Below are 20,998 nucleotides of genomic sequence, written 5' to 3'. Positions count from 1 at the left end.
CCTGTGGGGGCGCCCTCAAAACGTTGAAAGGCGGGCAATAACGCCCGTATTTGTGTTCTTTACAAGTGACCGATTAGCCCGGACAATCCGGAGGCAAATTCCGGAGGCAAATCCGCGGGGGCAACTCCGGTCCTATTCCCATGACAGAGCCAAAGGGCACGCCACAACCGAAGAGTGCACCGCTGCCCGTCGGCACGCTGCTGTCCAACTATCGTATTGTAAAGAAGTTGGCCAGCGGGGGGTTCAGTTTCGTCTACCTGGCCACCGACGAAACCGGCGCGCCGGTCGCCATCAAGGAGTACCTGCCGTCGTCGCTGGCGCGGCGCAACCCGGGCGAACTGATCCCCGTGGTGCCCGAAGAAAACGCCGCGGCGTTCCGGCTGGGCCTGAAGTACTTCTTCGAAGAGGGCCGCTCGCTGGCCCGCATTTCCCATCCCAGCGTGGTGCGCGTGGTGAACTTCTTCCGCGAGAACGCCACCGTCTACATGGTGATGAACTACGAGCTGGGCAAGACGCTGCAGGAGCATGTGCTGGCGGCCCGGCAGCAGGGGCGCGCCAAGGTGCTGCGCGAGCATTTCATCCGCAAGGTCTTCCACGACCTGATGAGCGGCCTGCGCGAAGTGCATATCCACAAGCTGCTGCACCTGGACATCAAGCCCGGCAACATCTACCTGCGCGAGGACGAGTCGCCGATCCTGCTGGATTTCGGCGCCGCGCGGCAGACCCTGACCATGGAGGCGGCGCGCTTCCAGCCGATGTACACGCCCGGCTTTGCCGCGCCGGAACTGTACGGCAAGCACACTGACCTGGGCCCGTGGACCGACATCTACAGCCTGGGCGCGACGCTCTACGCCTGCATGGCCGGACTGCCGCCGCAGGAAGCCAACCAGCGCGAGAAGGACGACCGCATGGGGGAGGCGCTGATGCGGCTGCGCAGCAGCTACACCAACGGCCTGGTCGACCTGGTCGAGTGGTGCCTGCGGCTGGAGCCCTCGGGCCGCCCGCAGAGCGTATTCCGGCTGCAGAAGGAATTGCGCGAGCAGACCAACGCGCTGGGCGAGCAGGCGCTGGCGCCCACGACCCAGGCGCCGGCACCCGCCCCCATGCCGCCGGAAAAAGCGCCCGCGACCTCGCGCTTTCTGACACTGCTGCGCCGGCGTGACGAGCCGGCACCGGGCGCAGGCGTCGACTGAATCACAAACCCGGCCGCAGCGCCTCCGCGCGCGCTGCCGGGCCATCGAACCCCAAGAAAGCCAACCAGCCAACATGCGATTCTCTGTCTACCAGGAAAGCAGGAAAGGCGGCCGCCGCATCAACCAGGACCGCATGGGCTATTGCTTCACGCGCGACGCGCTGCTGATGGTGCTGGCCGACGGCCTGGGCGGCCACGCCCACGGCGAGGTCGCCGCGCAGCAGGCGCTGCAGACGCTGGCGCGCCAGTTCCAGCTGCAGGCGCGGCCCGCGGTGCGCAACCCGGTCGAGTTCCTGCAGGACACCATCATGCTGGCGCACCGCGAGATCCACCGCTACGCCGAGGCCAACCAGATGGCCGACGTGCCGCGCACCACGGTGGTCTGCTGCCTGGTGCAGCACGGCCAGATCCACTGGGCCCACGCCGGCGATTCGCGCTATTACCTGCTGCGCAAGGGGCGGCTGCTGACGCGCACGCGCGACCACTCCAAGATCGAAAACCTGCTGCAGCAGGAGCGCGTGCTGCCGATGGAGGTGGCCAACCATCCCGAGCGCAACAAGCTCTACAACTGCCTGGGCTCGCCCAACCTGCCGCTGATCGACCTGGGCGGGCCGGTGCGGCTGGAACCGGGCGACGTCGCCCTGCTCTGCTCCGATGGCCTGTGGGGCCCGCTGGACGAGCCGGCGCTGGTGGACAAGTTGTCGCGCTTGTCGGTGGTGCAGGCGGTGCCGGCGCTGATCGACCAGGCGCTGCAGCAGGCCGGCGAAGGTGCCGACAACACCACCGGCATCGCCATGATGTGGGAGCTGGACAACAACACCGCCGGCCAGGATGCGGTGATGACCGACACCCTGCCGCTCAATGCCTTCACCACCTCGATCCTCGAACGCAACGGCACCGACAGCGACCTGCTGTCCGAGGAGGAAATCGAGCGCTCCATCGCCGAGATCCGCGCCGCCATCGACAAGACCAGCAACCTGATGCGGTGATGGCACCCGCAAGCGCCGGCCGGGGCGGCGCGCCAGCGCGCACCGGCCGGCAGCGGTAGAATCGCGGTCTCTTCCCTTCTACCCCTTGCGGACAAACCATCTCATGCGACCCAGCGGCCGCGCAGCCGATGCGCTGCGTTCCATCAGCCTTACCCGCCACTACACCCGCCACGCCGAAGGCTCGGTCCTGTGCGCCTTTGGCGATACCAAGGTGCTGTGCACCGCCAGCGTGCTGGCCAAGGTGCCGCCGCACAAGAAGGGCAGCGGCGAAGGCTGGGTCACGGCCGAATACGGCATGCTGCCGCGCGCCACGCATACGCGTTCCGACCGCGAGGCCGCGCGCGGCAAGCAGACCGGCCGCACCCAGGAAATCCAGCGCCTGATCGGCCGCGCGATGCGCTCGGTGTTCGACCTGGCGGCGCTTGGCGAATACACCCTCCACCTCGACTGCGACGTGCTGCAGGCCGATGGCGGCACCCGCACCGCGGCCATCACCGGCGCCTTTGTCGCCGCCCATGACGCGGTCGCGACCATGCTGCGCGACGGCCTGATCGCCGCCAGCCCGATCCGCGACCATGTCGCCGCGGTCTCGGTCGGCATGGTCGACGGCGTGCCGGTGCTGGACCTGGACTACGCCGAGGACAGCAACTGCGACACCGACATGAACGTGGTCATGACCGGCAGCGGCGGCTTTGTCGAGGTGCAGGGCACCGCCGAAGGCGCGCCCTTCAGCCGCGCCGACCTCGACGCCATGACGCGCCTGGCCGAAGCCGGCATCGCCCGGCTGGTGCAGCTCCAGCGCGAAGCGCTGGGCCTGGCCTGAGCCACGGAGCCCGCCATGCAACGCCTGGTACTGGCCTCCAACAATCCCGGCAAGCTGCGCGAATTCGGCGCGCTGCTGGCCCCGCTCGGCTTTGACGTGGTCACGCAGGGCGAGCTCGGCATCGCCGAGGCCGAAGAGCCCTTCGCCACCTTCGTCGAGAACGCGCTGACCAAGGCGCGCCATGCCAGCCGGCTCGCCGGCCTGCCGGCGCTGGCCGACGACTCCGGCATCTGCGTGCAGGCGCTGGGCGGCGCGCCCGGGGTCTATTCCGCGCGCTATGCGCAGATGGCAGGGCAGGCCAAGTCGGATACGGCCAACAACGCCTACCTGGTCTCGCAGCTGGCCGGCAAGCTGAACCGGCACGCGTACTACTACTGCGTGCTGGTGTTCGTGCGCCACGCCGATGACCCGTGCCCGATCATCGCCGAAGGGGTGTGGCATGGCGAGGTCGTCGACGCGCCGCGCGGCGCGGGCGGCTTCGGCTACGACCCGCACTTCCTGCTGCCGGCGCTGGGCAAGACCGCGGCCGAGCTGCCGCCGGAAGAGAAGAACCGCGTCAGCCACCGTGCCCAGGCGCTGCGCGCCCTGGTGGCCCGGCTGCAGGCCGAGGCCGCGGAGCCTGCCACCCGATGATTCCGATCGTACCGGCCTCCGCATCCGTGCCCGTGGACAGCAAGCAGCTGTGGCTCAAGCCCGGGCAGATCAGCCTGCCCGGTTCGCCGCCGCTGTCGCTGTACGTGCATGTCCCGTGGTGCGTGCGCAAGTGCCCGTATTGCGATTTCAACTCGCACGCCGCGCCCGGCGCGGACAACCACGAGATCCCGGAAGACCTCTACCTGGACGCGCTGCGCGCCGACCTGGAGCAGTCGTTGCCGCTGGTATGGGGCCGCCCGGTGCATACCGTCTTCATCGGCGGCGGCACCCCCAGCCTGCTGTCGGCGGCAGGCATGGACCGGCTGCTGTCGGATATCCGCGCCCTGCTGCCGCTCGACGCCGACGCCGAGATCACGATGGAGGCCAATCCCGGCACCTTTGAAGCCGACAAGTTCGCCAGCTACCGCGCCAGCGGCATCAACCGGCTGTCGATCGGCATCCAGAGCTTCAATGACCGGCACCTGCAGGCACTGGGCCGCATCCACGGCGGCGCCGAAGCGCGCCGCGCCATCGACATCGCCCAGGCCAGCTTCGACAACATCAACCTGGACCTGATGTACGCCCTGCCCGGCCAGACCCTGCAGGAATGCCAGGCGGACGTCGAAGCGGCGCTGGCGTACGGCACCACGCACCTGTCGCTGTACCACCTGACGCTGGAGCCGAACACGCTGTTCGCGAAGTTTCCGCCGGCGTTGCCCGACGACGACACGGCATACGAGATGCAGGACTGGATCGAAGCGCGCACCGCCGCGGCGGGCTATCGGCACTACGAGACCTCGGCTTATGCGAAGCCGCATCGCGAAGCGCGCCACAACCTCAACTACTGGCGCTTCGGCGACTACCTCGGCATCGGCGCCGGCGCGCACGGCAAGCTGTCGTTCCCGCAGCGCGTGCTGCGCCAGATGCGGCACAAGCATCCGGCAACCTACATGGCGCAGGCCATGGCCGGCAACGCGGTGCAGGAAGCGCGCGACGTCGGCGCCGACGAACTGCCGTTCGAGTTCATGCTCAATGCGCTGCGCCTGACCGACGGCGTGCCGGCCTCGAGCTTCCACGACTACACCGGGCTGCCGCTGCACACCATCAGCAAGCAGCTGGCCGAGGCCGAGAAAAAAGGCCTGCTGGAAGCCGACCTGACCACGATCCGCCCCACCGAGCTGGGCCGCCGCTTCCTCAACGACCTGCAGGAGATGTTCCTGAAGGACTGAACGGCCCGGCACGCCGGCAGCGTTAAAAAAAAGGCCACGCAAGCGCGTGGCCTTTCACTTCTGGCAAACGTCAGGCTGGCAGGTCAGTACGGCGTGGCCATGTCGTTGGCCACGCGCGCGCGCATGCCCACTTGCAGGCTGCCCAGGTTGGACTGCGTCACCGTGGCGAGGCGGCCGTCATCGAGCCGCACGTTCACGCGATAGACCGTCTGCGTATTGCTGCCAGCGCGCTTCTCGATCTGGTTGCCGGCCACGGCGCCGACCACGGCACCGCCGATGGTCGCCGCGGTCTGGCCGCGCCCGCCACCGATCTGGTGGCCCAGCAGGCCGCCCGCGGCGCCGCCGATCACGGTGCCGAGCAGGCCCGAGCTGCCTTGCGTGGTGGTGATCGGCTCGATCGATTCCACCCGGCCGTAGTAGACCGCGCCGGCCGGTGCCTGCGAGGTGTGGGGGGTCTGGTAGCCCGGGGGCGGCGCGTTGTAGCCCGTGTTGTAGCCCTGGTCGTAGCCGCTGCTGTACGGCGCCGCACAACCGGCCAGCGCAGCCGCCGCGGCCACCGGAACGATCAGCCATGTCTTGCTAGGGATTCGCATTTTGAGTTCTCCTCTGTTGCCAGGCGAAAGCCGGGGATGCGGCACACACCGCAGTGCCCGGTACGACAATATGAGCGATGGCGCGATATGAAGGTTCCGCCATGTCAGACAGAGCCCGACAGCGCGGCAGAAGATGTGGCAGGAAATTTACGGCTGCGCCCGTGCCCGCGGCGCAAGTCCCCATCGGGGCGCGCGGGCCTTGTATAATGCGCGGCCAGACCATTGCGTCTGCATGCGGCAATGCGCCGGAGGCCCCGCCCTTTCGCGCTACAATGCCCGCACTTTTCCGGAAGCGTGGCCGAGTGGTTTAAGGCAGCAGTCTTGAAAACTGCCGATGGGGTGACCCATCCGTGAGTTCGAATCTCACCGCTTCCGCCAGACAAGAAAACGGCCCGCACCAGCCACTGGCGCGGGCCGTTTTTCATTCGGCGTCGTCGATCACCCGCTTCAGCAAACGGTAGGCCTCGGCCTCGGAAATCCCGAGCCGGTATTTGGTGGCCAGCACGCGCGCCAGCCCGCGGGCCGCGCCCGGAGGGCTATGCCGCAGCTGCTCGCGGTAGGCCTCGACCTCATAGCGCAGGCGCCAGCGCCGGCTGGCCAGGTAGAGCACGCCCATCAGGCCCCAGCTGCGCCAGAACTGGCGCACGTGGACCTTCTCGTGCTCGATCAGCGCCTGGGTTGCGCCGGGGCGCAGCAGGATCAGCGGGCCGGGCGTGAAGCCGTCAAACCCGCGCGGGATCAGCCAGCGGGTTTCGATGACCAGGCACAGGGGCGAGCGGCAGTAGCGGAGCATGCCTTTAGCATAGCGCGCCGGCCCCGCTCGTGGCGTACGGAGCCGGTTGCCCGATCAGGCGGCCGCGCGCAGCGGCGCGGCGGGTGCGTCCGGGGTCGCCGGCGCGCCGGCCTGGCCGCGCGAGCGGCCCGAGCTCAGGTAGCCGGCGATCGATTCCTGCGTGACCTCGCCCAGGTAAGCGCCGTCGGCGCCCATCACCGGCAGCCAGCTGGTGTTGTGCTGGTACATGCGCGACAGCACGATGCGCAGGTGCTCGTCGAACGCCGCGGTGGCGGCGAACGGGCGCATCACGTCGCTGCATGTGCCCTGGCCCGAACGCGCGTCGCGGCGCGTGACGTAGCCCAGCGCCACCTGCGCGTCGTCCACCACCGGCAGGTGGCGCACGTCGGCGTCGTCCATCACGCCCAGCGCCTCGGCCAGCGGCATGCCGGGGCGGCAGCTCGGCGGCATGGTGGCGGCATCGCCGGCGCGCACCAGCAACAGGCGCTTGAGCGTATTGTCGTGGCCGACGAAGGCCTGCACGAACTCGTCGGCCGGGTGCGCCAGCAGCGCGTCGGGGTGGTCGAACTGCACCAGCTTGCCGCGGCGGAACACCGCGACCTTGTCGGCCAGCTTGATCGCTTCGTCGATGTCGTGCGAGACCATGATCACGGTCTTGCCGAGCTGGCGCTGCATCTGCAGGAATTCGTTCTGGATGCTCTCGCGGTTGATCGGGTCGACCGCGCCGAAGGGCTCGTCCATCAGCAGCAGCGGCGCGTCGGCCGCCAGCGCGCGGATCACGCCGATGCGCTGCTGCTGGCCGCCGGACAGCTCGCGCGGATAGCGCGACAGCAGCCGGTTGGGGTCCAGCTGCACCATCGCCATCAGCTCGCGCGCGCGTTCGCGGCACTGCTTTTTGTCCCAGCCCAGCAGGCGCGGCACCACCATGATGTTCTCTTCGATGGTCATGTTGGGGAACAGGCCGATCTGCTGGATCACGTAGCCGATCTTGCGGCGCAGGGTCACGCCGTCGAGGCCGCGCGTGTCCTCGCCCTCGATGCGCACCGTGCCCGAGGTCGGCTCGATCAGCCGGTTGATCATCTTCAGCGTGGTGGTCTTGCCGCAGCCCGAGGGGCCCAGGAAGACGCAGATCTCGCCGCGTGGCACCGTCAGCGACACCGCGTCGACGGCGCGCGTCTCGGTGCCGTCTTTTTGCGGGAAAGACTTGGTGAGTTGGTCGAGTTCGATCATAGCCGGATTCCTTTCGGCGTCAGCGCCCGCTGCAACCACTGCAGGAAAGCGTCCGCCACGATGGCGAGCAGGCTGACCAGGACCGCGCCCACGGCCAGCTTGCTCATGTTGCTCTGGCTGATCGCCTGCAGGATCAGCACCCCAAGGCCACCCGCGCCGATGATGGCGGCAATGGTGGCAACCCCGATATTCATCACCACGGCGGTACGCACGCCGCCCAGGATCACCGGCACCGCCAGCGGCAGGTCCACCAGCCGCATCCGTTGCCAGGTGGTCATGCCGATGCCGCGGCCGGCTTCCTGGATGCCGGGGTCGACATTGGCCAGCGCGGTATAGGTGTTGCGCATGATCGGCAGCAGCGAGTACAGGAACACCGCCGTCACCGCCGGCACGTAGCCGAGCGCATGGCCGAAGCGCGCGAAAATCGGGATCATCAGCCCGAACAGCGCGATCGACGGCAGCGTCAGCACAATCGTCGCCAGCGCCAGCAGCGGCGTCGCCAGCGCGCGGAAGCGCGTGATCAGGATGCCCAGCGGCACCCCGATCAGGATCGCCAGCCCCACCGCCGAGCCCACCAGGGCGAGGTGCTCGCCGGTCAGCTTCAGCAGCGTGGGCCAGCTGTGTTGCAGGTATGCGAACAAGTCCATGCGGCCCTCCTCAGATCAGTCCGTGGCCGCGCAGGAAGTCCTCCGCCACCTTGTCCACCGGCTGCTGGCCGATGTCCACCTTGTAGTTCATGTCGGTCATGCTCTGGTTGTCGAGCTTGGCCGCGAGCGCGTTGAGCAGGCCCGCCAGTTCCGGATGCCGGTCGAGCACCGGCTTGCGCACCACCGGCGCCGCGTTGTACGGCGGGAAGAAGTGCTGGTCGTCCTCGAGCAGCACCAGGTCGAAGCCCTTGACGCGGCCGTCGGTGGCGTACACCAGCCCCAGTTCCACCTGGTTGTTCTTCAGGGCGGTGTAGACCAGGCCCGGATCGAGCTGGATCACGTCGCGGCGCGAGAACGGCAGCTGGTACAGCGCCTTGAGCGGCTCCAGCCCGTCCGGGCGCGCGGCAAATTCCATGTCGACGGCGAACGGATGGCTGGCGTCGGCGCCGGCCTTGCGCATCTGCTCGGCAAAGGCCGACAGCGTGGTCGCGCCGCCGGCGGCCGCACGCTCCTTCGGCATCGCCAGCGCATAGGTGTTGTTGATGCCCGAGGCGTCCAGCCAGACCAGTCCGCGCGCGCCGTCCATCTGCTTGACGCGCGCATAGCTTGCCTGGGCGTCCAGCTTCTCCTCGACCTTGTTGAACACGATCAGCGCGGTGCCGGTGTAGTCCCACACCACGTCGAGCTGGTCGTTCTCCAGGGCCTGGCGCATCAGCGTGCTGCCCAGGCCGGCGGTCAGCTCGGCATCGAAGCCCTTGGCACGCAGGTACCGGGTGGTCATCGACGACAGCAGCAGCTGTTCGGTGAAGTTCTTGCCGCCCACGCGGATGGCGGCGCCCGCGGCGCGAGCCTCGGGCGCGGTGGCCAGCGCCAGGCCGGCGGCGAAAGCGGTGACCGCAGCCACCAACAGCACGACCCGGCGCGCACGGCGGCGGATGTATTGCATCTGCTTTTCCATTTCGGTGTCCCCAGTTCAGCGCGCCAGGCCGCGGCGGCGCAGGTACAGCTGGCCGGCGGCGGCAAACAGTGCATCGAGCGCCAGCGCCAGCAGCGCGGTGGCGGCGGCGCCCAGCAGCAGCAGCGGCTGGTTGTTCAGGTAGATGCCCGGGAAGATCAGCTCGCCCAGGCTGTTGGCGCCGATCAGGAATGACAGCGGCACCGTGCCCACGTTGATCACCAGCGCGATGCGGATGCCGGCCAGCATCACCGGCAGCGCGTTGGGCAGCTCCACCCGCACCAGGCGCTGGGCCGGGGTCATGCCGATGCCGCGCGCGGCTTCGAGCAGCGTGGGCGAGACATTGCGCAGACCCTCGTAGGTGTTGCGCACGATCGGCAGCAGCGAGGCCAGCCACAGCGCCAGGATGGCGGGCCGCTCGCCGATGCCGAGCACGGCCAGCGCCAGGGCCAGCACCGCCAGCGACGGCACGGTATTGCCGACGTTGAAGACCTGCATCAGCCGGTCGGCCCAGCGCCGCATGCAGGGGCGGCTCAGCGCGATGCCCGCCGGGATGCCGGTGGCCAGCGCCAGCGCCATCGACAGCACCACCAGCCGCAAGTGGTCGGCGACGTCGTAGAGCAGGCGCTCCTGGTACTGGCGAATCACATCGACGCCGATCCACGCCACCAGTGCGGCCAGCGCGGCAAGCGTCAGTCCTGCCCAGGCCAGCGCCCGTGCCGGTTGCTTTGACATACTCTCCCCTTCTCCGGGCCAAAAAAAGCGCGCAGCGCGCCACTTTCCGGCGACGGAAAACAATATGGGCTGGTGCGTGCGGAGATAGGGCGCCACCAGTCCCGGTTCAGATTGCATTGCCGCCATGACCGGCACGATTGCCGGCGGACGGTCTGTGGATTCGTCCGCCGTGGGCGGGGAATCTCGATTGACGGGATGCCGTGTTGACGGCGGTCCCTGAAGCGGCGCAACCGGCGGTGCAAGCACATCGCGAGCGGTTGGCCAGTGGCAGCGCAAATATTGAAGTTTTCCGACGCGCCGCCGGTCCATCGGCCGTTGACTGGCAAGGGCTGGCGGGACTTTCCCCACCCTGCTTCTCGCATCAACGGATGACAAAGAGAGCGCTATTATAGCGATCTTCATCGATCTTGTCATCTTTGGCCTTTCCGGAGGCGATCTGGCAGCGATTTCCGGCCTTTATCCGGCCACTGCGCGATGCCCCGGACGCGGCACATGCGGCGCCGCGATCGTTCCGAAAACAGCTTGGCGAATGGCAGGATTTGATGCACCAACAGAACAATCTGTTGCCCGTGCGCCCTCTACTCTTTCCGCGCCAAACCACTAAATTGACGAGGTAGCTGAAACGCGGACCGGCCGGCCATCGCCGCGCCGGTCCGCCCCACAGGAGCAAGACATGGATACCCGTAGCATCGCCACCGTTCCGGCCACCGCCGCGGAAAGCGTGCAGCGCTCGCGCACCGTCGACCGCGTGGTGCGCGGCATCGCCACCTCGGATGGCGCCGGCGTCAAGCTGACGCGCGTGCTGACGCAGAACCTGCAGCGCCGGCTGGACCCGTTCCTGATGCTCGATGCCTTCGGCACCGACAGCAAGGACGACTACATCGGCGGCTTCCCCGATCACCCGCACCGCGGCTTCGAGACCATCACCTACATGCTGGCCGGGCGCATGCGCCATCGCGACAGCGCCGGCAACGAGGGCCTGCTGCAGAACGGCGGCGCGCAGTGGATGGTGGCGGGTGCGGGCGTGGTCCACTCGGAAATGCCCGAGCAGGAAGACGGCCGCATGGAAGGCTTCCAGCTGTGGCTGAACCTGCCGGCCGCCGACAAGATGACGGCGCCGTGGTACCGCGACCTGCCCGCCGCCGAGATTCCGACGGTGGGGCTGGAGCATGGCGCCACGGTGCGCGTGCTGGCCGGTGCCAGCCATGGCGTGGCGGGCGCGATCACGCGCCCGGTGACCGAGCCGGTCTACCTGGACGTTGAGCTGCCGGCCGGCCAGGACTTCGCGCAGGCGCTGCCGGCCGGGCACAACGCCTTTATTTACGTGTACCGGGGCGAAGTCTCGGTCGGCGCGGGCGATGACCGCGCCGTGGTCGAGGCGCAGCGCATGGGCGTGCTGGACAACGCCGGCCAGGCTGACGGCGTCATCGTCAGGGCCGAGGCCGACGCGCGCTTCCTGCTGATCGCCGGCCGCCCGCTGAACGAGCCGATCGCGCAATACGGCCCGTTCGTGATGAACACGCAGGAGCAGATCTACCAGACCCTGGCGGATTTCCGCGACGGGCGGTTCGCGACTGCTACGGGCGCGTAATCCGCGTACGGTCTGCTCGCAGCGTCACAAGACCGCCGCCTCCGGCAAGGAGGCGGCGGTTTTTTTCGTGCTGCCGCCGGCATGCGACTTGCAACCACCCGCCAACCGTTGCACAGACTGGACACCGGCCCGATTCGGGCCTTCCGGGACCCCGCACACTTATATAATTCGTCACCAATATCCGGCATCACGAACCCATGATGAATGCTGCAATGCGTCGCGGCGATGCTGCGCCACGCACTGCCGCGCTTTGACGCATCCCCGTTGCTGCCACAACAACAACCCGAGCCGCCTCAGTGACATCACAACTCCCTCCCCGGTTGGCGCTGGCCCATATCAGCAAGCGTTACCCGGGCGTCGTCGCCAACGACGACGTCAGCCTCAGCGTTGCACCCGGCGAGATCCATGCCGTGCTGGGTGAAAACGGCGCCGGCAAGTCCACCCTGATGAAGATCATTTTCGGCGCCGTCCGTCCGGATGCCGGCGAGATGCACTTCAACGGGGCGCCGGTCAGTATCGGCAGCCCGCACGACGCCCGCAACCTGGGCATCGCCATGGTGTTCCAGCATTTCTCGCTGTTCGACACGCTGACCGTGACGGAGAACATCGCGTTGGGCCTGCCGGCCGCGCAGCAGGGCAACATGAAGCAGCTGGCCGAGCGCATCCGCGCCACCGCCGAACGCTACGGCCTGCCGCTGGAGCCGAACCGCCATGTGCACACGCTGTCGGTGGGCGAGCGCCAGCGCGTCGAGATCGTGCGCGCGCTGCTGGCCAGCCCGCAACTGCTGATCCTGGACGAGCCCACCTCGGTGCTGACGCCGCAGGCGGTGGAAACGCTGTTCGTCACGCTGCGCCAGCTGGCCGCCGAAGGCACCAGCATCCTCTACATCAGCCACAAGCTCGACGAGATCCGCGCGCTGTGCCATCACGCCACCGTGATGCGCATGGGCAAGGTCACCGGCGTGTGCGATCCGCGCCAGGAAACCGCGGCGTCGCTGTCGCGCCTGATGATCGGCGGCGAGCCGCCGCGCGAGCCGCGCGTGGCCGCGCAGCGCGGCCCGGTGCGGCTGAGCGTGCAGGGCCTGTCGCTGCCGCGCGCACACGCGTTCGCGACCGAGTTGAGCCAGGTTTCGCTCGATGTCCACGCGGGCGAGATCGTCGGCATTGCCGGGGTCTCGGGCAACGGCCAGCAGGAGTTGCTGGCGGCGCTGTCCGGCGAGGACACGCGCGCCGACGCCACCTCGGTGCAGCTCGCTGGCAAGCCGGCGGGCCGCCTCGATGCGCGCCAGCGCCGCCGCGCCGGGCTGGCCTTCGTGCCGGAAGAGCGCCTGGGCCGCGGCGCGGTGCCGGGCATGAGCCTGGCCACCAATATCCTGTTGTCGCACCAGGCCCCGCCCTATGTCCGGCAAGGCATGATCTCCCCCGCTGCCGCCAGCGGGCTGGCGTCGGCGGTGATCGGCCGCTTCCGCGTCAAGGCCAGCGGGCCGCAGGCGCTGGCGCGCAGCCTGTCGGGCGGCAACCTGCAGAAGTTCATTGTCGGGCGCGAAATCGAAAGCGGCCCGAAGGTGCTGATCGTGGCGCAACCCACCTGGGGCGTGGACGTCGGCGCCGCGGCGCAGATCCACAACGAGATCCTGGCGCTGAAGGCCACCGGCTGCGCCATCCTGGTGGTGTCGGAAGAGCTCGACGAGCTGTTCGCGATCTGCGACCGGCTGCACGTGATCGCCAAGGGGCGGCTGTCGCCGTCGGTGGCGACCGAGACCGCCACGCGCGAGCAGGTCGGGCTGTGGATGAGCGGCTTGTGGGAAGGCGGCCCGGCCCGGGCCCATGCCGGCACGGAGGTCGCAAGCCATGGCTGATGTGCGCACCCTGATGCCCCGTTCCCCCCTCACGCTGGCGCCGCGCGGCATGCCCTCGCGCGCGATGGCCTACGCCTCGCCGGTGCTGGCGCTGGCGCTGACGCTGCTGTTCGGGTCACTGCTGTTCCTGGCGCTCGGCAAGGATCCCGTGGCCGCGCTCAAGGTGTTCCTGGCCGATCCGCTGCGCGACAAGCGCGCGATCGGCGAGGTGCTGCTCAAGACCGTGCCGCTGGTGCTGTGCGCACTGGGCCTGTCGGTGTGCTACCGCGCCAACGTGTGGAATATCGGCGCCGACGGCCAGCTGATTGCCGGCGGCATCTGCGCCGGCGCGGCGGTGCTGTATTTCGATGTGCCGGGACAAGCGATGAACGGCACCGTGGTGCTGGTGCTGGCGTCGCTGGCCGGCATCGCCGGCGGCATGGCGTGGGCGTCGCTCACCGCGCTGCTCAAGGACCGCTTCAACGCCAACGAGATCCTGGTCTCGCTGATGCTGACCTATATCGCGCAGCAGCTGCTGCTGTGGGTGGTCAACGGGCCGCTGAAGGATCCCAACGGCATGAACTTCCCGCAATCGAAGGTGTTCTCGTCCGAATACCTGCTGCCCAACCTGATGTCGGGCTCGCGGCTGCATGCCGGCTTTGTGGTGATGCTGGTGCTGGTGGCGGTGATGACGGTGTTCGTGTTCCGCAGCTTCGCCGGCTACCGGCTGCAGGTCGGCGGCACCGCGCCGGCGGCGGCGCGCTATGCGGGCTTCTCGGCGCGCAGCGCGCTGTGGAGCGCCTTGCTGATCTCCGGCGCCACCGCCGGCCTGGCGGGCGCGTTCGAAGTGGTCGGGCCGATCGGGCAACTGCTGCCGTCGATCTCGCCGGGCTATGGCTTCACCGCCATCATCGTCGCCTTTATCGGCCGGCTGCATCCGGTCGGCACCGTGTTCGGCGGCATCATGATGTCGCTGTTCTATATCGGCGGCGAGATGGCGCAGTCGCGGCTGGGCCTGCCTTCGGCCATCGGCTGGGTGTTCCAGGGCATGCTGCTGTTCTTCCTGCTGGCGTGCGACACGCTGATCGACAACCGGCTGCGCTGGCGCGCCACCACGGCCTGAGCGGAGCACACCAAGAACATGGAACAACTCGCCCCCCTCATCGCCACCGCCATCAACGCCGGCACGCCGCTGCTGCTGGCGGCGCTGGGCCTGCTGATCAACGAACGCTCGGGCGTGCTCAACCTGGGCGCCGAAGGCATGATGCTGGTCGCCGCCGTGGCCGGCTTCATGGTCGGCTACCAGACCCAGTCGCCGCTGCTCGGCTTTGCCGCCGGCGCCCTGGCCGGCATGCTCATGGCCACGCTGTTCTCGTGGCTGGCGCTGGTGCTGGCCACCAACCAGGTCGCCACCGGGCTGGCGCTGTCGATCTTCGGCACCGGCCTGTCGGCCTTCATGGGCCAGCGCTTCGTCGGCTACGCCATGCCGGCGCAGGCCAAGGCCGTGCCGGGACTGGCCGAGCTGCCCTTCGTCGGTCCGGCGTTCTTCCAGCATCACTGGATGGTGTATTTCAGCCTGCTGCTGTGCTTCGCCATCATGTGGTTCCTGTTCCGCACGCGCGCCGGGCTGACGCTGCGCGCGATCGGCGAATCGCCGGAATCCGCGCACGCGCTGGGCTACCCCGTGCGCACCATCCGCTTCGGCGCGCTGCTGTTCGGCGGCGCCTGCTGCGGGCTGGCGGGCGCCTACCTGTCGCTGGTCTATACCCCGATGTGGGTCGAGAACCTGGTGGCGGGCCGCGGCTGGATCGCGCTGGCGCTGACCACCTTTGCCACCTGGCGCCCGGGCCGCGTGCTGGTGGGCGCGTGGCTGTTCGGCGCCGTGACCATCCTGCAGTTCTACCTGCAAGGCGTGGGCGTGTCGGTGCCGTCGCAGTTCCTGTCGATGCTGCCCTACGCCGCCACCATCGTGGTGCTGGCGCTGATCTCGCGCAATCCGGCGTGGATACGCCTGAACATGCCGGCGTCGCTGGGCAAGCCGTTCCGCCCCGGCAACGCCTGATCGATTTTCTGACGGAAATCCCCGAGCTATCAACCATTCACAAAAGGAGAAATCATGATCGTCACGCGCAGGAAGACCCTGGCGGCGCTGGCCGCCACCGCAGTGCTGGCCCTGGCCGGCTGCGGCAAGAAAGAGGCCGACAAGCCCGCCGAACCCGCCGGTGCCGCTTCCGCGCCCGCCGCCGGGCAGGCGGCCGAGCCGCTCAAGGTCGCGTTCGTCTATATCGGCCCGGTCGGCGATGCCGGCTGGACCTTCGCGCATGACAACGGCCGCAAGGCGGTCGAAGAGAAGTTCGGCAACAAGGTCAAGACCACCTTCGTCGAGAACGTGCCCGAATCCGCCGCCGACGCCGAGCGCGTGTTCCGCGACCTGGCCAGCCAGGGCAACAAGCTGATCTTCGGCACCACCTTCGGCTACATGGAGTCGATGCTCAAGGTGGCGAAGGAATTCCCGGACGTGAAGTTCGAGCACGCCACCGGCTTCAAGACCGCCGACAACCTGGCCCAGTACGACGTGCGCACCTATGAGGGCGCCTACCTGGCAGGCGTGGTCGCCGGCAAGATGAGCAAGACCGGCAAGATGGGCGTGGTGGCGTCGGTGCCCATCCCCGAGGTGATCCGCAATATCGACTCGTTCACGCTGGGCGCGCGCAGCGTCAACCCGAACGCCACGGTCAAGGTGGTGTGGGTCAACAAGTGGTTCGATCCGGGCAAGGAACGCGAAGCCGCGACCACGCTGATCGGCCAGGGCGTCGACATGCTGATGCAGAACACCGACTCCGCCGCCGTGGTGCAGACCGCGCAGGAAAAAGGCGTGCATGCCTTCGGCTGGGACAGCGACATGACCAAGTTCGGCGACAAGGCCCACCTGGCCGCGTCGGTGATCTCGTGGGGCGTCTACTACAACAAGGTGGTGGAAGACGTGCTGAACAACCAGTGGAAGAACAGCACCACGTGGTGGGGCCTGAAGGAAGGCATGATCGACCTGAAGAGCTACAACGCCGACGTGCCGGCTGAGGTCAAGGCCCTGGTCGACGAACGCAAGAAGGGCATCATCGACGGCACCGCGCCGATCTGGAAGGGCCCGATCAAGGACAACACCGGCAAGGAACAGCTGGCCAAGGACCAGGTCGCGGACGACAAATTCCTGCACGGCGTGAAGTTCTATGTCGAGGGCGTGGAAGGGAAGATTCCGGGCTAAACCGCGCCATCGCCGCCCGAGCTTGTCCGGGCCCTGTGCTCCCTCTTCCCTTCATGGGGAGAGGAGAGCAAACCGCAGCGGGGGCAGCCTCCAAGGCATCTCCCCGCACCCGCGGAACTTGAAGCCCGCCACACCGGCCCAATCTCCTTGCGTATGCGCCAGTGTCAGGCGCCCGCCATGTGAAGGAGGCCTCTCATGTTGAAGCGTTTTTCGGCCCTGTGGACGCTGGTTCGCCGCGACGGCCGCCTGTTCTGGTACGCGCTGCGTCATCCGGACGCGCCGGCGTGGCTCAAGCCCGCCGCCATCGGCCTGCTGTTCTACGCGATCTCGCCGATCGACCTGGTGCCCGATGTGGTTGCGGGCCTGGGGCTGGTCGATGACGTGGTGCTGATCCCGCTCGCGGTGCACCTGATCCTCAAGCGCCTGCCACCGCATATCCTGCGCCAGGCGCAGGCGCGCGCCACCGCTACCACGGTCCGGCCGCACTGAAGCCGCCAACAAAAAAATCCCCGGGACACTCGGTGCCCCGGGGATTTTTCATGCCCGCGCGAAACCGCTTTCAGTTCGGCAGCAGAATGGTCGAGCCGGTGGTCTTGCGCGCTTCCAGGTCGCGGTGCGCCTGCGCCACTTCGGACAGCGCGTAGCGCTGGCGGATATCGACCTTGACCTTGCCGGTGGTGACGGCGTCGAACAGGTCGGCCACCATCGGCTCGAGCAGTTCGCGGTGCACCACGTAAGTCATCAGCGTCGGCCGCGTCAGCCGCAGCGAGCCCTTGTTGCCCAGCACCGACAGGTCGAACGGCGGCACCGGACCCGAGGCGTTGCCGAAGCTGACCATGGTGCCGCGCGGCGCCAGGCAGTCGAGCGAGCCGCGGAAAGTATCCGCGCCGATCGAGTCATAGACCGCCGGCACGCCCTTGCCGTTGGTGATCTCCCTGACCCGCTCCACGAACGACTCGCGCGTATAGACGATGGTGTGGGCGCAGCCGTTGGCGCGCGCCAGTTCGGCCTTCTCGTCGCTGCCCACGGTGCCGATCACGGTCACGCCCAGCGCCTTCAGCCACTGGCACGCGATCAGCCCGACGCCGCCCGCGGCCGCGTGCAGCAGCACGGTGTCGCCCGGCTGCACCTTGTAGCTGTCGCGGATCAGGTACTGCGCCGTCAGCCCCTGCAGCATCATCGCCGCGGCGGTGTCGAACGGGATCGCATCGGGCAGCCGCACCACGATGTCGGCCGGCATTACCCGCACCTGCGCATAGGCGCCGGTGGGACGGCCGGCATAGGCCACGCGGTCGCCCACGGCAACGTGGCGCACGCCCTCGCCCACCGCCTCGACCACGCCGGCGCCTTCCATGCCCAGCCCGCCCGGCAGCGGCTGCTTGTACAGCCCGGTGCGGAAATAGACATCGATATAGTTCAGGCCCACCGCCTCGTGGCGCACGCGCACCTCGCCGGGGCCGGGTTCGCCCACCTGTACATCGACCCACTGCATGACTTCAGGACCGCCGGTCTGCTCGATCCGGATGGCTTTGCTCATCTGCGTCGCTCCTTGTTTTGGTGAGGCATCGATCGGGAATGCGGGGAATTTCAGCCGGCCTGCGCCGCGCCGTTCTCGCGCGCAAGCCCTGCCAGCAGCAGCTCGGCGCTGGCCACGTTGGTCGCGCACGGCACGTTGTGCACGTCGCAGGCGCGCACCAGCGCGTTGATATCGGGTTCGTGCGGCTGCGGCGTCATCGGGTCGCGCAGGAACACCACCGCGCTGACGCGCCCTTCGGCCAGCTGCGCGCCGATCTGCAGGTCGCCGCCCCACGGGCCCGACAGCATGCGCGTAACGTCGAGCCCGACTTCGTCGATCAGGCGCCCGCCGGTGGTACCGGTGGCAAGCAGTTCGCACTGCGACAGAAAGGCGCGATGGCGCGCGGCGAAGGCGACGATGTCGTCCTTCTTGTGGTCATGGGCGATCAGCGCTATACGGGGCACAGGGGGCCGGGTCATCAAGGCTTCCTTCTTCCTTTTGCGGGGTACGGGTAACGTCAGGACACTGCGGATCAGAACGTGCCAGGGAAGGCGCCGCCGTCGAGCAGGATGTTCTGGCCGGTGATGTAGCCGGCATGGCGGCTGCACAGGAAGGCGCAGGTGGCGCCGAACTCGGCCGGCTCGCCGAAGCGGCGCGACGGGTTGGCCGCGGCGCGGCGCTGCGCCACTTCCTCGATGCTCAGGCCGGCCTTCTTCGCGCCGCCCTCCATGGTCTTGAACAGGCGGTCGGTATTGAACGGTCCCGGCAGCAGGTTGTTGATGGTGACGCCGTGCTGCGCCACTTCGCGCGCGACGCCGGCAACGAAGCCGGTCAGGCCGGAGCGCGCGCCGTTGGACAGGCCCAGCACATCGATCGGCGCCTTGACCGCGCCGCTGGTGATATTGATGATGCGGCCCCACTTGCGCGCGATCATGCCGTCGACGGTGGCCTTGATCAGCTCGATCGGGGTCAGCATGTTGGCGTCGAGCGCGGCCAGCCAGTCGCTGCGCTCCCAGTCGCGGAAATTGCCCGGCGGCGGGCCGCCGGCGTTGTTGACCAGGATGTCCAGATCGCCGAGCTTGGCGGCGGCGTCGAGCGCCGCCTTGCGGCCCTCGGGCGTGGTGATGTCGGTTGCCACCGCGATCACGCGGCGGCCGTGGCGCGCGCGCAGGTCGGCCGCGGCCTTTTCCAGCGCCTCGGCGCCGCGCGCCACGATCACCACGTCGACGCCCTCGGCCGCCAGCGCATCGGCGCAGGCGAAGCCCAGGCCCTTGCTGGCGCCGCATACCAGCGCATGCTTGCCGCGCAGTCCCAGATCCATGTGTTTCTCCCTTGTCTGTTGTCTGTGACCGGCCCGCCTCCGGGCCGGCCCGAATCAGCTTTTCCTTGCCGACAGCAAGTACATGCCGCCCATCACCAGCGCGCTGCCGGCCAGCTGCACGCCGCTGACAGGCTCGCCCAGCAGCCAGAAGGCCAGCAGCAGCGTCGACACCGGGCCGATCATGCCGGCCTGCGACGCCATCGGCGCACCGATGCGCGACACCGCCACCATGGTCAGCGACACCGGCAGCACGGTGCAGAACACCGCGTTGACCAGCGACAGCCACATCACCGGCGCCGGCTGCGCCAGTTCCGCCAGCGGCCGGCCCAGCACCAGGTACTGGATCACGCAACAGGCGGTCGACACACACATGGCATACGCCACCAGCCGCAGCGAGCCGATGCGCTGGACCAGCTCGCCGCTCAGGATCAGGTAGATACCATAGGTGATGGCGCTGCCCAGCACCAGCGCGCCGCCCAGCCACACCTGGCTGCCGCTGACATCGAGGTCATGCGCGAACACCAGCACGATGCCGGCATAGGCCAGCAGCAGCGACAGCCACTGGTGCCTGCCGATCGGCCGGCGCAACAGCAGCGCGGTAGTCAGCAGCACGAACGACGGCGTCAGGAACAGGATCAGCCGCTCCAGTCCGGCGGTGATGTACTGCAGGCCGATGAAGTCCAGGAAGCTGGACAGGTAGTAGCCGATAAAGCCGAGAAACACCACCCGGCCCCGGTCCGCCCACGACAGCGGCGCCAGCCGGCGCGACTGCCACCAGCCGATCGCCATGAACAGCGGCACCGCGAACAGCATGCGCAGCGTGATCACCATCACGGCATCGACGTTGTAGCGGTACATCAGCTTGGCGACGATCGCCTTGGCCGAGAACAGCACCGCGCCCACGGCGGCGATGACAAGGCCCGAGCGCTGCGGCGACGGCAGCGCGGCGGGCACGGCGAGAGACTTCTGGGAGGCGGGCACGAAGAATACGGGGGAAAGCGGACCGGCACGGCGGCCCCGCAAAACGACCCGACGATTGTATTCGAAAAGGCGCGAGGGCATCGGACGCCGCCCCGGCCGCGCGCACGCCCTGTTCCGCGGCCTTCCTCGGTATACTCTGGGTCACCTCCAGCCACCGCACCTGCTTCGTGCCCCAGCCCGCCGACACGCCTTCCGGCAAGCCCGCCGCCGACTATGACTTCACCGAGCAGGTGGGCCACCTGCTGCGGCGCGCCTACCAGCGCCATGTGGCGATCTTCCAGCAGACCATCCCCGATTCGCAGCTGACCGCGGCGCAGTTCGTGGTGCTGTGCGCGGTGCGCGACCGGCAGCCTTGTTCGATGAACGAGGTGGTGCGCGCCACCGCGATCGACCAGGCCACGGTGCGCGGCATCATCGACCGGCTCAAGTCGCGCAAGCTGATCGCGGTCTCGCATGACCCCAACGACCGGCGCAAGGTGGTGGTGACGGTCACGCCCGCCGGGCTGGCCCTGATCGACGAGACCGTGCCGTTCGCGAAGGAGATCTCGGAGCAGACCTTCGGCAGCCTGAATCCGGCCGAGCGCGTGGCGGTGACCTACCTGCTGCGCAAGATGAGCGAGATCGACGAGGGGAACGGAGGCTAGCGCCGCAGATTGTCTCCCCTCTCCCG

Annotated in this window: 22 protein-coding genes and 1 tRNA gene; 13 read left to right on the top strand and 10 right to left on the bottom strand. The window is 68.4% G+C overall.

Annotation, left to right across the window (positions count from 1 at the left end):
* Window positions 1–140: 140 nt before the first annotated feature.
* The 5 genes from FHX60_RS17485 to hemW all read left to right on the top strand — a co-directional run bounded on the left by FHX60_RS17485 (window position 141) and on the right by hemW (window position 4,866).
* Window positions 141–1,193 (top strand): serine/threonine protein kinase, encoded by a 1,053-nt coding sequence (locus FHX60_RS17485; RefSeq protein ID WP_092308307.1) that lies wholly within the window; start codon window positions 141–143, stop codon window positions 1,191–1,193.
* A gap of 73 nt (window positions 1,194–1,266) precedes the next feature.
* The gene (locus tag FHX60_RS17480) at window positions 1,267–2,181 is read left to right on the top strand and encodes a PP2C family protein-serine/threonine phosphatase (RefSeq protein WP_183284024.1); all 915 of its coding nucleotides are present in this window, start codon (window positions 1,267–1,269) and stop codon (window positions 2,179–2,181) included.
* Between the two features lie 103 nt (window positions 2,182–2,284).
* Window positions 2,285–3,004, top strand: a complete 720-nt coding sequence (rph, locus tag FHX60_RS17475; protein ID WP_111519003.1) for a ribonuclease PH — start codon at window positions 2,285–2,287, stop codon at window positions 3,002–3,004.
* Window positions 3,005–3,019: 15 nt separating this feature from the next.
* Window positions 3,020–3,637: an RdgB/HAM1 family non-canonical purine NTP pyrophosphatase gene (rdgB, locus tag FHX60_RS17470; RefSeq protein WP_183284023.1), complete on the top strand. Its 618-nt coding sequence runs from the start codon at window positions 3,020–3,022 to the stop codon at window positions 3,635–3,637.
* Window positions 3,634–4,866, top strand: coding sequence for a radical SAM family heme chaperone HemW (gene hemW / locus FHX60_RS17465; RefSeq protein WP_183284022.1), 1,233 nt, complete (start codon window positions 3,634–3,636; stop codon window positions 4,864–4,866). The genes rdgB and hemW overlap by 4 nt, the downstream gene beginning before the upstream one ends.
* Before the next feature lie 83 nt (window positions 4,867–4,949).
* On the opposite strand, the gene FHX60_RS17460 is transcribed toward hemW, so the two are convergent.
* Window positions 4,950–5,459: an outer membrane lipoprotein gene (locus FHX60_RS17460; RefSeq protein ID WP_112773505.1), complete on the bottom strand. Its 510-nt coding sequence runs from the start codon at window positions 5,457–5,459 to the stop codon at window positions 4,950–4,952.
* 288 nt (window positions 5,460–5,747) lie between these two features.
* Between FHX60_RS17460 and FHX60_RS17455 the strand changes: the two genes are divergently transcribed.
* Window positions 5,748–5,837: transfer RNA gene (locus tag FHX60_RS17455), tRNA-Ser, on the top strand.
* Window positions 5,838–5,880: 43 nt separating this feature from the next.
* On the opposite strand, the gene FHX60_RS17450 is transcribed toward FHX60_RS17455, so the two are convergent.
* From FHX60_RS17450 to FHX60_RS17430, 5 genes are read right to left on the bottom strand one after another with little or no spacing between them, the layout of a single operon-like run.
* Window positions 5,881–6,252, bottom strand: coding sequence for a hypothetical protein (locus FHX60_RS17450; protein WP_112773506.1), 372 nt, complete (start codon window positions 6,250–6,252; stop codon window positions 5,881–5,883).
* A 54-nt stretch (window positions 6,253–6,306) separates the two neighbouring features.
* Entirely contained in the window at window positions 6,307–7,482 is a 1,176-nt protein-coding gene (locus FHX60_RS17445) for an osmoprotectant ABC transporter ATP-binding protein OsmV (protein ID WP_183284021.1), read from the bottom strand.
* Window positions 7,479–8,129, bottom strand: a complete 651-nt coding sequence (locus tag FHX60_RS17440; protein ID WP_012352190.1) for an ABC transporter permease — start codon at window positions 8,127–8,129, stop codon at window positions 7,479–7,481. The genes FHX60_RS17445 and FHX60_RS17440 overlap by 4 nt, the downstream gene beginning before the upstream one ends.
* A gap of 10 nt (window positions 8,130–8,139) precedes the next feature.
* Window positions 8,140–9,075 carry a glycine betaine ABC transporter substrate-binding protein gene (locus tag FHX60_RS17435; RefSeq protein WP_183284020.1) on the bottom strand — a complete coding sequence of 312 codons (936 nt, stop codon included), beginning with the start codon at window positions 9,073–9,075 and terminating at the stop codon, window positions 8,140–8,142.
* A 27-nt stretch (window positions 9,076–9,102) separates the two neighbouring features.
* A complete protein-coding gene (locus FHX60_RS17430; protein ID WP_183284019.1) occupies window positions 9,103–9,819 on the bottom strand; it encodes an ABC transporter permease in 717 nt (238 codons plus the stop codon).
* Between the two features lie 673 nt (window positions 9,820–10,492).
* Between FHX60_RS17430 and FHX60_RS17425 the strand changes: the two genes are divergently transcribed.
* From FHX60_RS17425 to FHX60_RS17400, 6 genes are all read left to right on the top strand, one after another.
* A complete protein-coding gene (locus FHX60_RS17425) occupies window positions 10,493–11,410 on the top strand; it encodes a pirin family protein (RefSeq protein ID WP_183284018.1) in 918 nt (305 codons plus the stop codon).
* A gap of 296 nt (window positions 11,411–11,706) precedes the next feature.
* Window positions 11,707–13,269, top strand: a complete 1,563-nt coding sequence (locus tag FHX60_RS17420) for an ABC transporter ATP-binding protein (protein ID WP_183284017.1) — start codon at window positions 11,707–11,709, stop codon at window positions 13,267–13,269.
* On the top strand, window positions 13,262–14,371 hold the full coding sequence (locus tag FHX60_RS17415; protein ID WP_183284016.1) for an ABC transporter permease: 1,110 nt from the start codon (window positions 13,262–13,264) through the stop codon (window positions 14,369–14,371). Before FHX60_RS17420 ends, FHX60_RS17415 begins: the two co-directional genes overlap by 8 nt.
* 18 nt (window positions 14,372–14,389) lie before the next feature.
* On the top strand, window positions 14,390–15,310 hold the full coding sequence (locus FHX60_RS17410; protein WP_183284015.1) for an ABC transporter permease: 921 nt from the start codon (window positions 14,390–14,392) through the stop codon (window positions 15,308–15,310).
* A 54-nt stretch (window positions 15,311–15,364) separates the two neighbouring features.
* Entirely contained in the window at window positions 15,365–16,510 is a 1,146-nt protein-coding gene (locus FHX60_RS17405) for a BMP family ABC transporter substrate-binding protein (RefSeq protein WP_092308284.1), read from the top strand.
* 195 nt (window positions 16,511–16,705) lie between these two features.
* Complete coding sequence (locus FHX60_RS17400; protein WP_092308282.1) at window positions 16,706–16,999, top strand: YkvA family protein; 294 nt, start codon at window positions 16,706–16,708, stop codon at window positions 16,997–16,999.
* Window positions 17,000–17,069: 70 nt separating this feature from the next.
* Here the strand turns inward: FHX60_RS17400 and FHX60_RS17395 are convergent, their stop codons facing one another.
* The 4 genes from FHX60_RS17395 to FHX60_RS17380 are packed head-to-tail and all read right to left on the bottom strand — an operon-like array spanning window position 17,070 to window position 20,289.
* Window positions 17,070–18,047, bottom strand: a complete 978-nt coding sequence (locus tag FHX60_RS17395) for a quinone oxidoreductase family protein (protein WP_112773512.1) — start codon at window positions 18,045–18,047, stop codon at window positions 17,070–17,072.
* A gap of 50 nt (window positions 18,048–18,097) precedes the next feature.
* Complete coding sequence (locus FHX60_RS17390; protein WP_112773513.1) at window positions 18,098–18,505, bottom strand: methylglyoxal synthase; 408 nt, start codon at window positions 18,503–18,505, stop codon at window positions 18,098–18,100.
* A 53-nt stretch (window positions 18,506–18,558) separates the two neighbouring features.
* Window positions 18,559–19,347: an SDR family oxidoreductase gene (locus tag FHX60_RS17385; RefSeq protein WP_092308278.1), complete on the bottom strand. Its 789-nt coding sequence runs from the start codon at window positions 19,345–19,347 to the stop codon at window positions 18,559–18,561.
* Window positions 19,348–19,401: 54 nt separating this feature from the next.
* The gene (locus tag FHX60_RS17380) at window positions 19,402–20,289 is read right to left on the bottom strand and encodes a DMT family transporter (RefSeq protein ID WP_183284054.1); all 888 of its coding nucleotides are present in this window, start codon (window positions 20,287–20,289) and stop codon (window positions 19,402–19,404) included.
* A gap of 206 nt (window positions 20,290–20,495) precedes the next feature.
* On the opposite strand from FHX60_RS17380, the gene FHX60_RS17375 reads away from it, so the two are divergent.
* Window positions 20,496–20,972: a MarR family winged helix-turn-helix transcriptional regulator gene (locus FHX60_RS17375; RefSeq protein ID WP_018007004.1), complete on the top strand. Its 477-nt coding sequence runs from the start codon at window positions 20,496–20,498 to the stop codon at window positions 20,970–20,972.
* Window positions 20,973–20,998: the final 26 nt, after the last annotated feature.

It is taken from the genome of Cupriavidus alkaliphilus, assembly GCF_014191175.1.
Taxonomy (GTDB): Bacteria; Pseudomonadota; Gammaproteobacteria; order Burkholderiales; family Burkholderiaceae; genus Cupriavidus; species Cupriavidus alkaliphilus.
The sequence above is the reverse complement of the archived record's forward strand: the minus strand, read 5'-3'. Positions and strand labels throughout refer to the sequence as shown.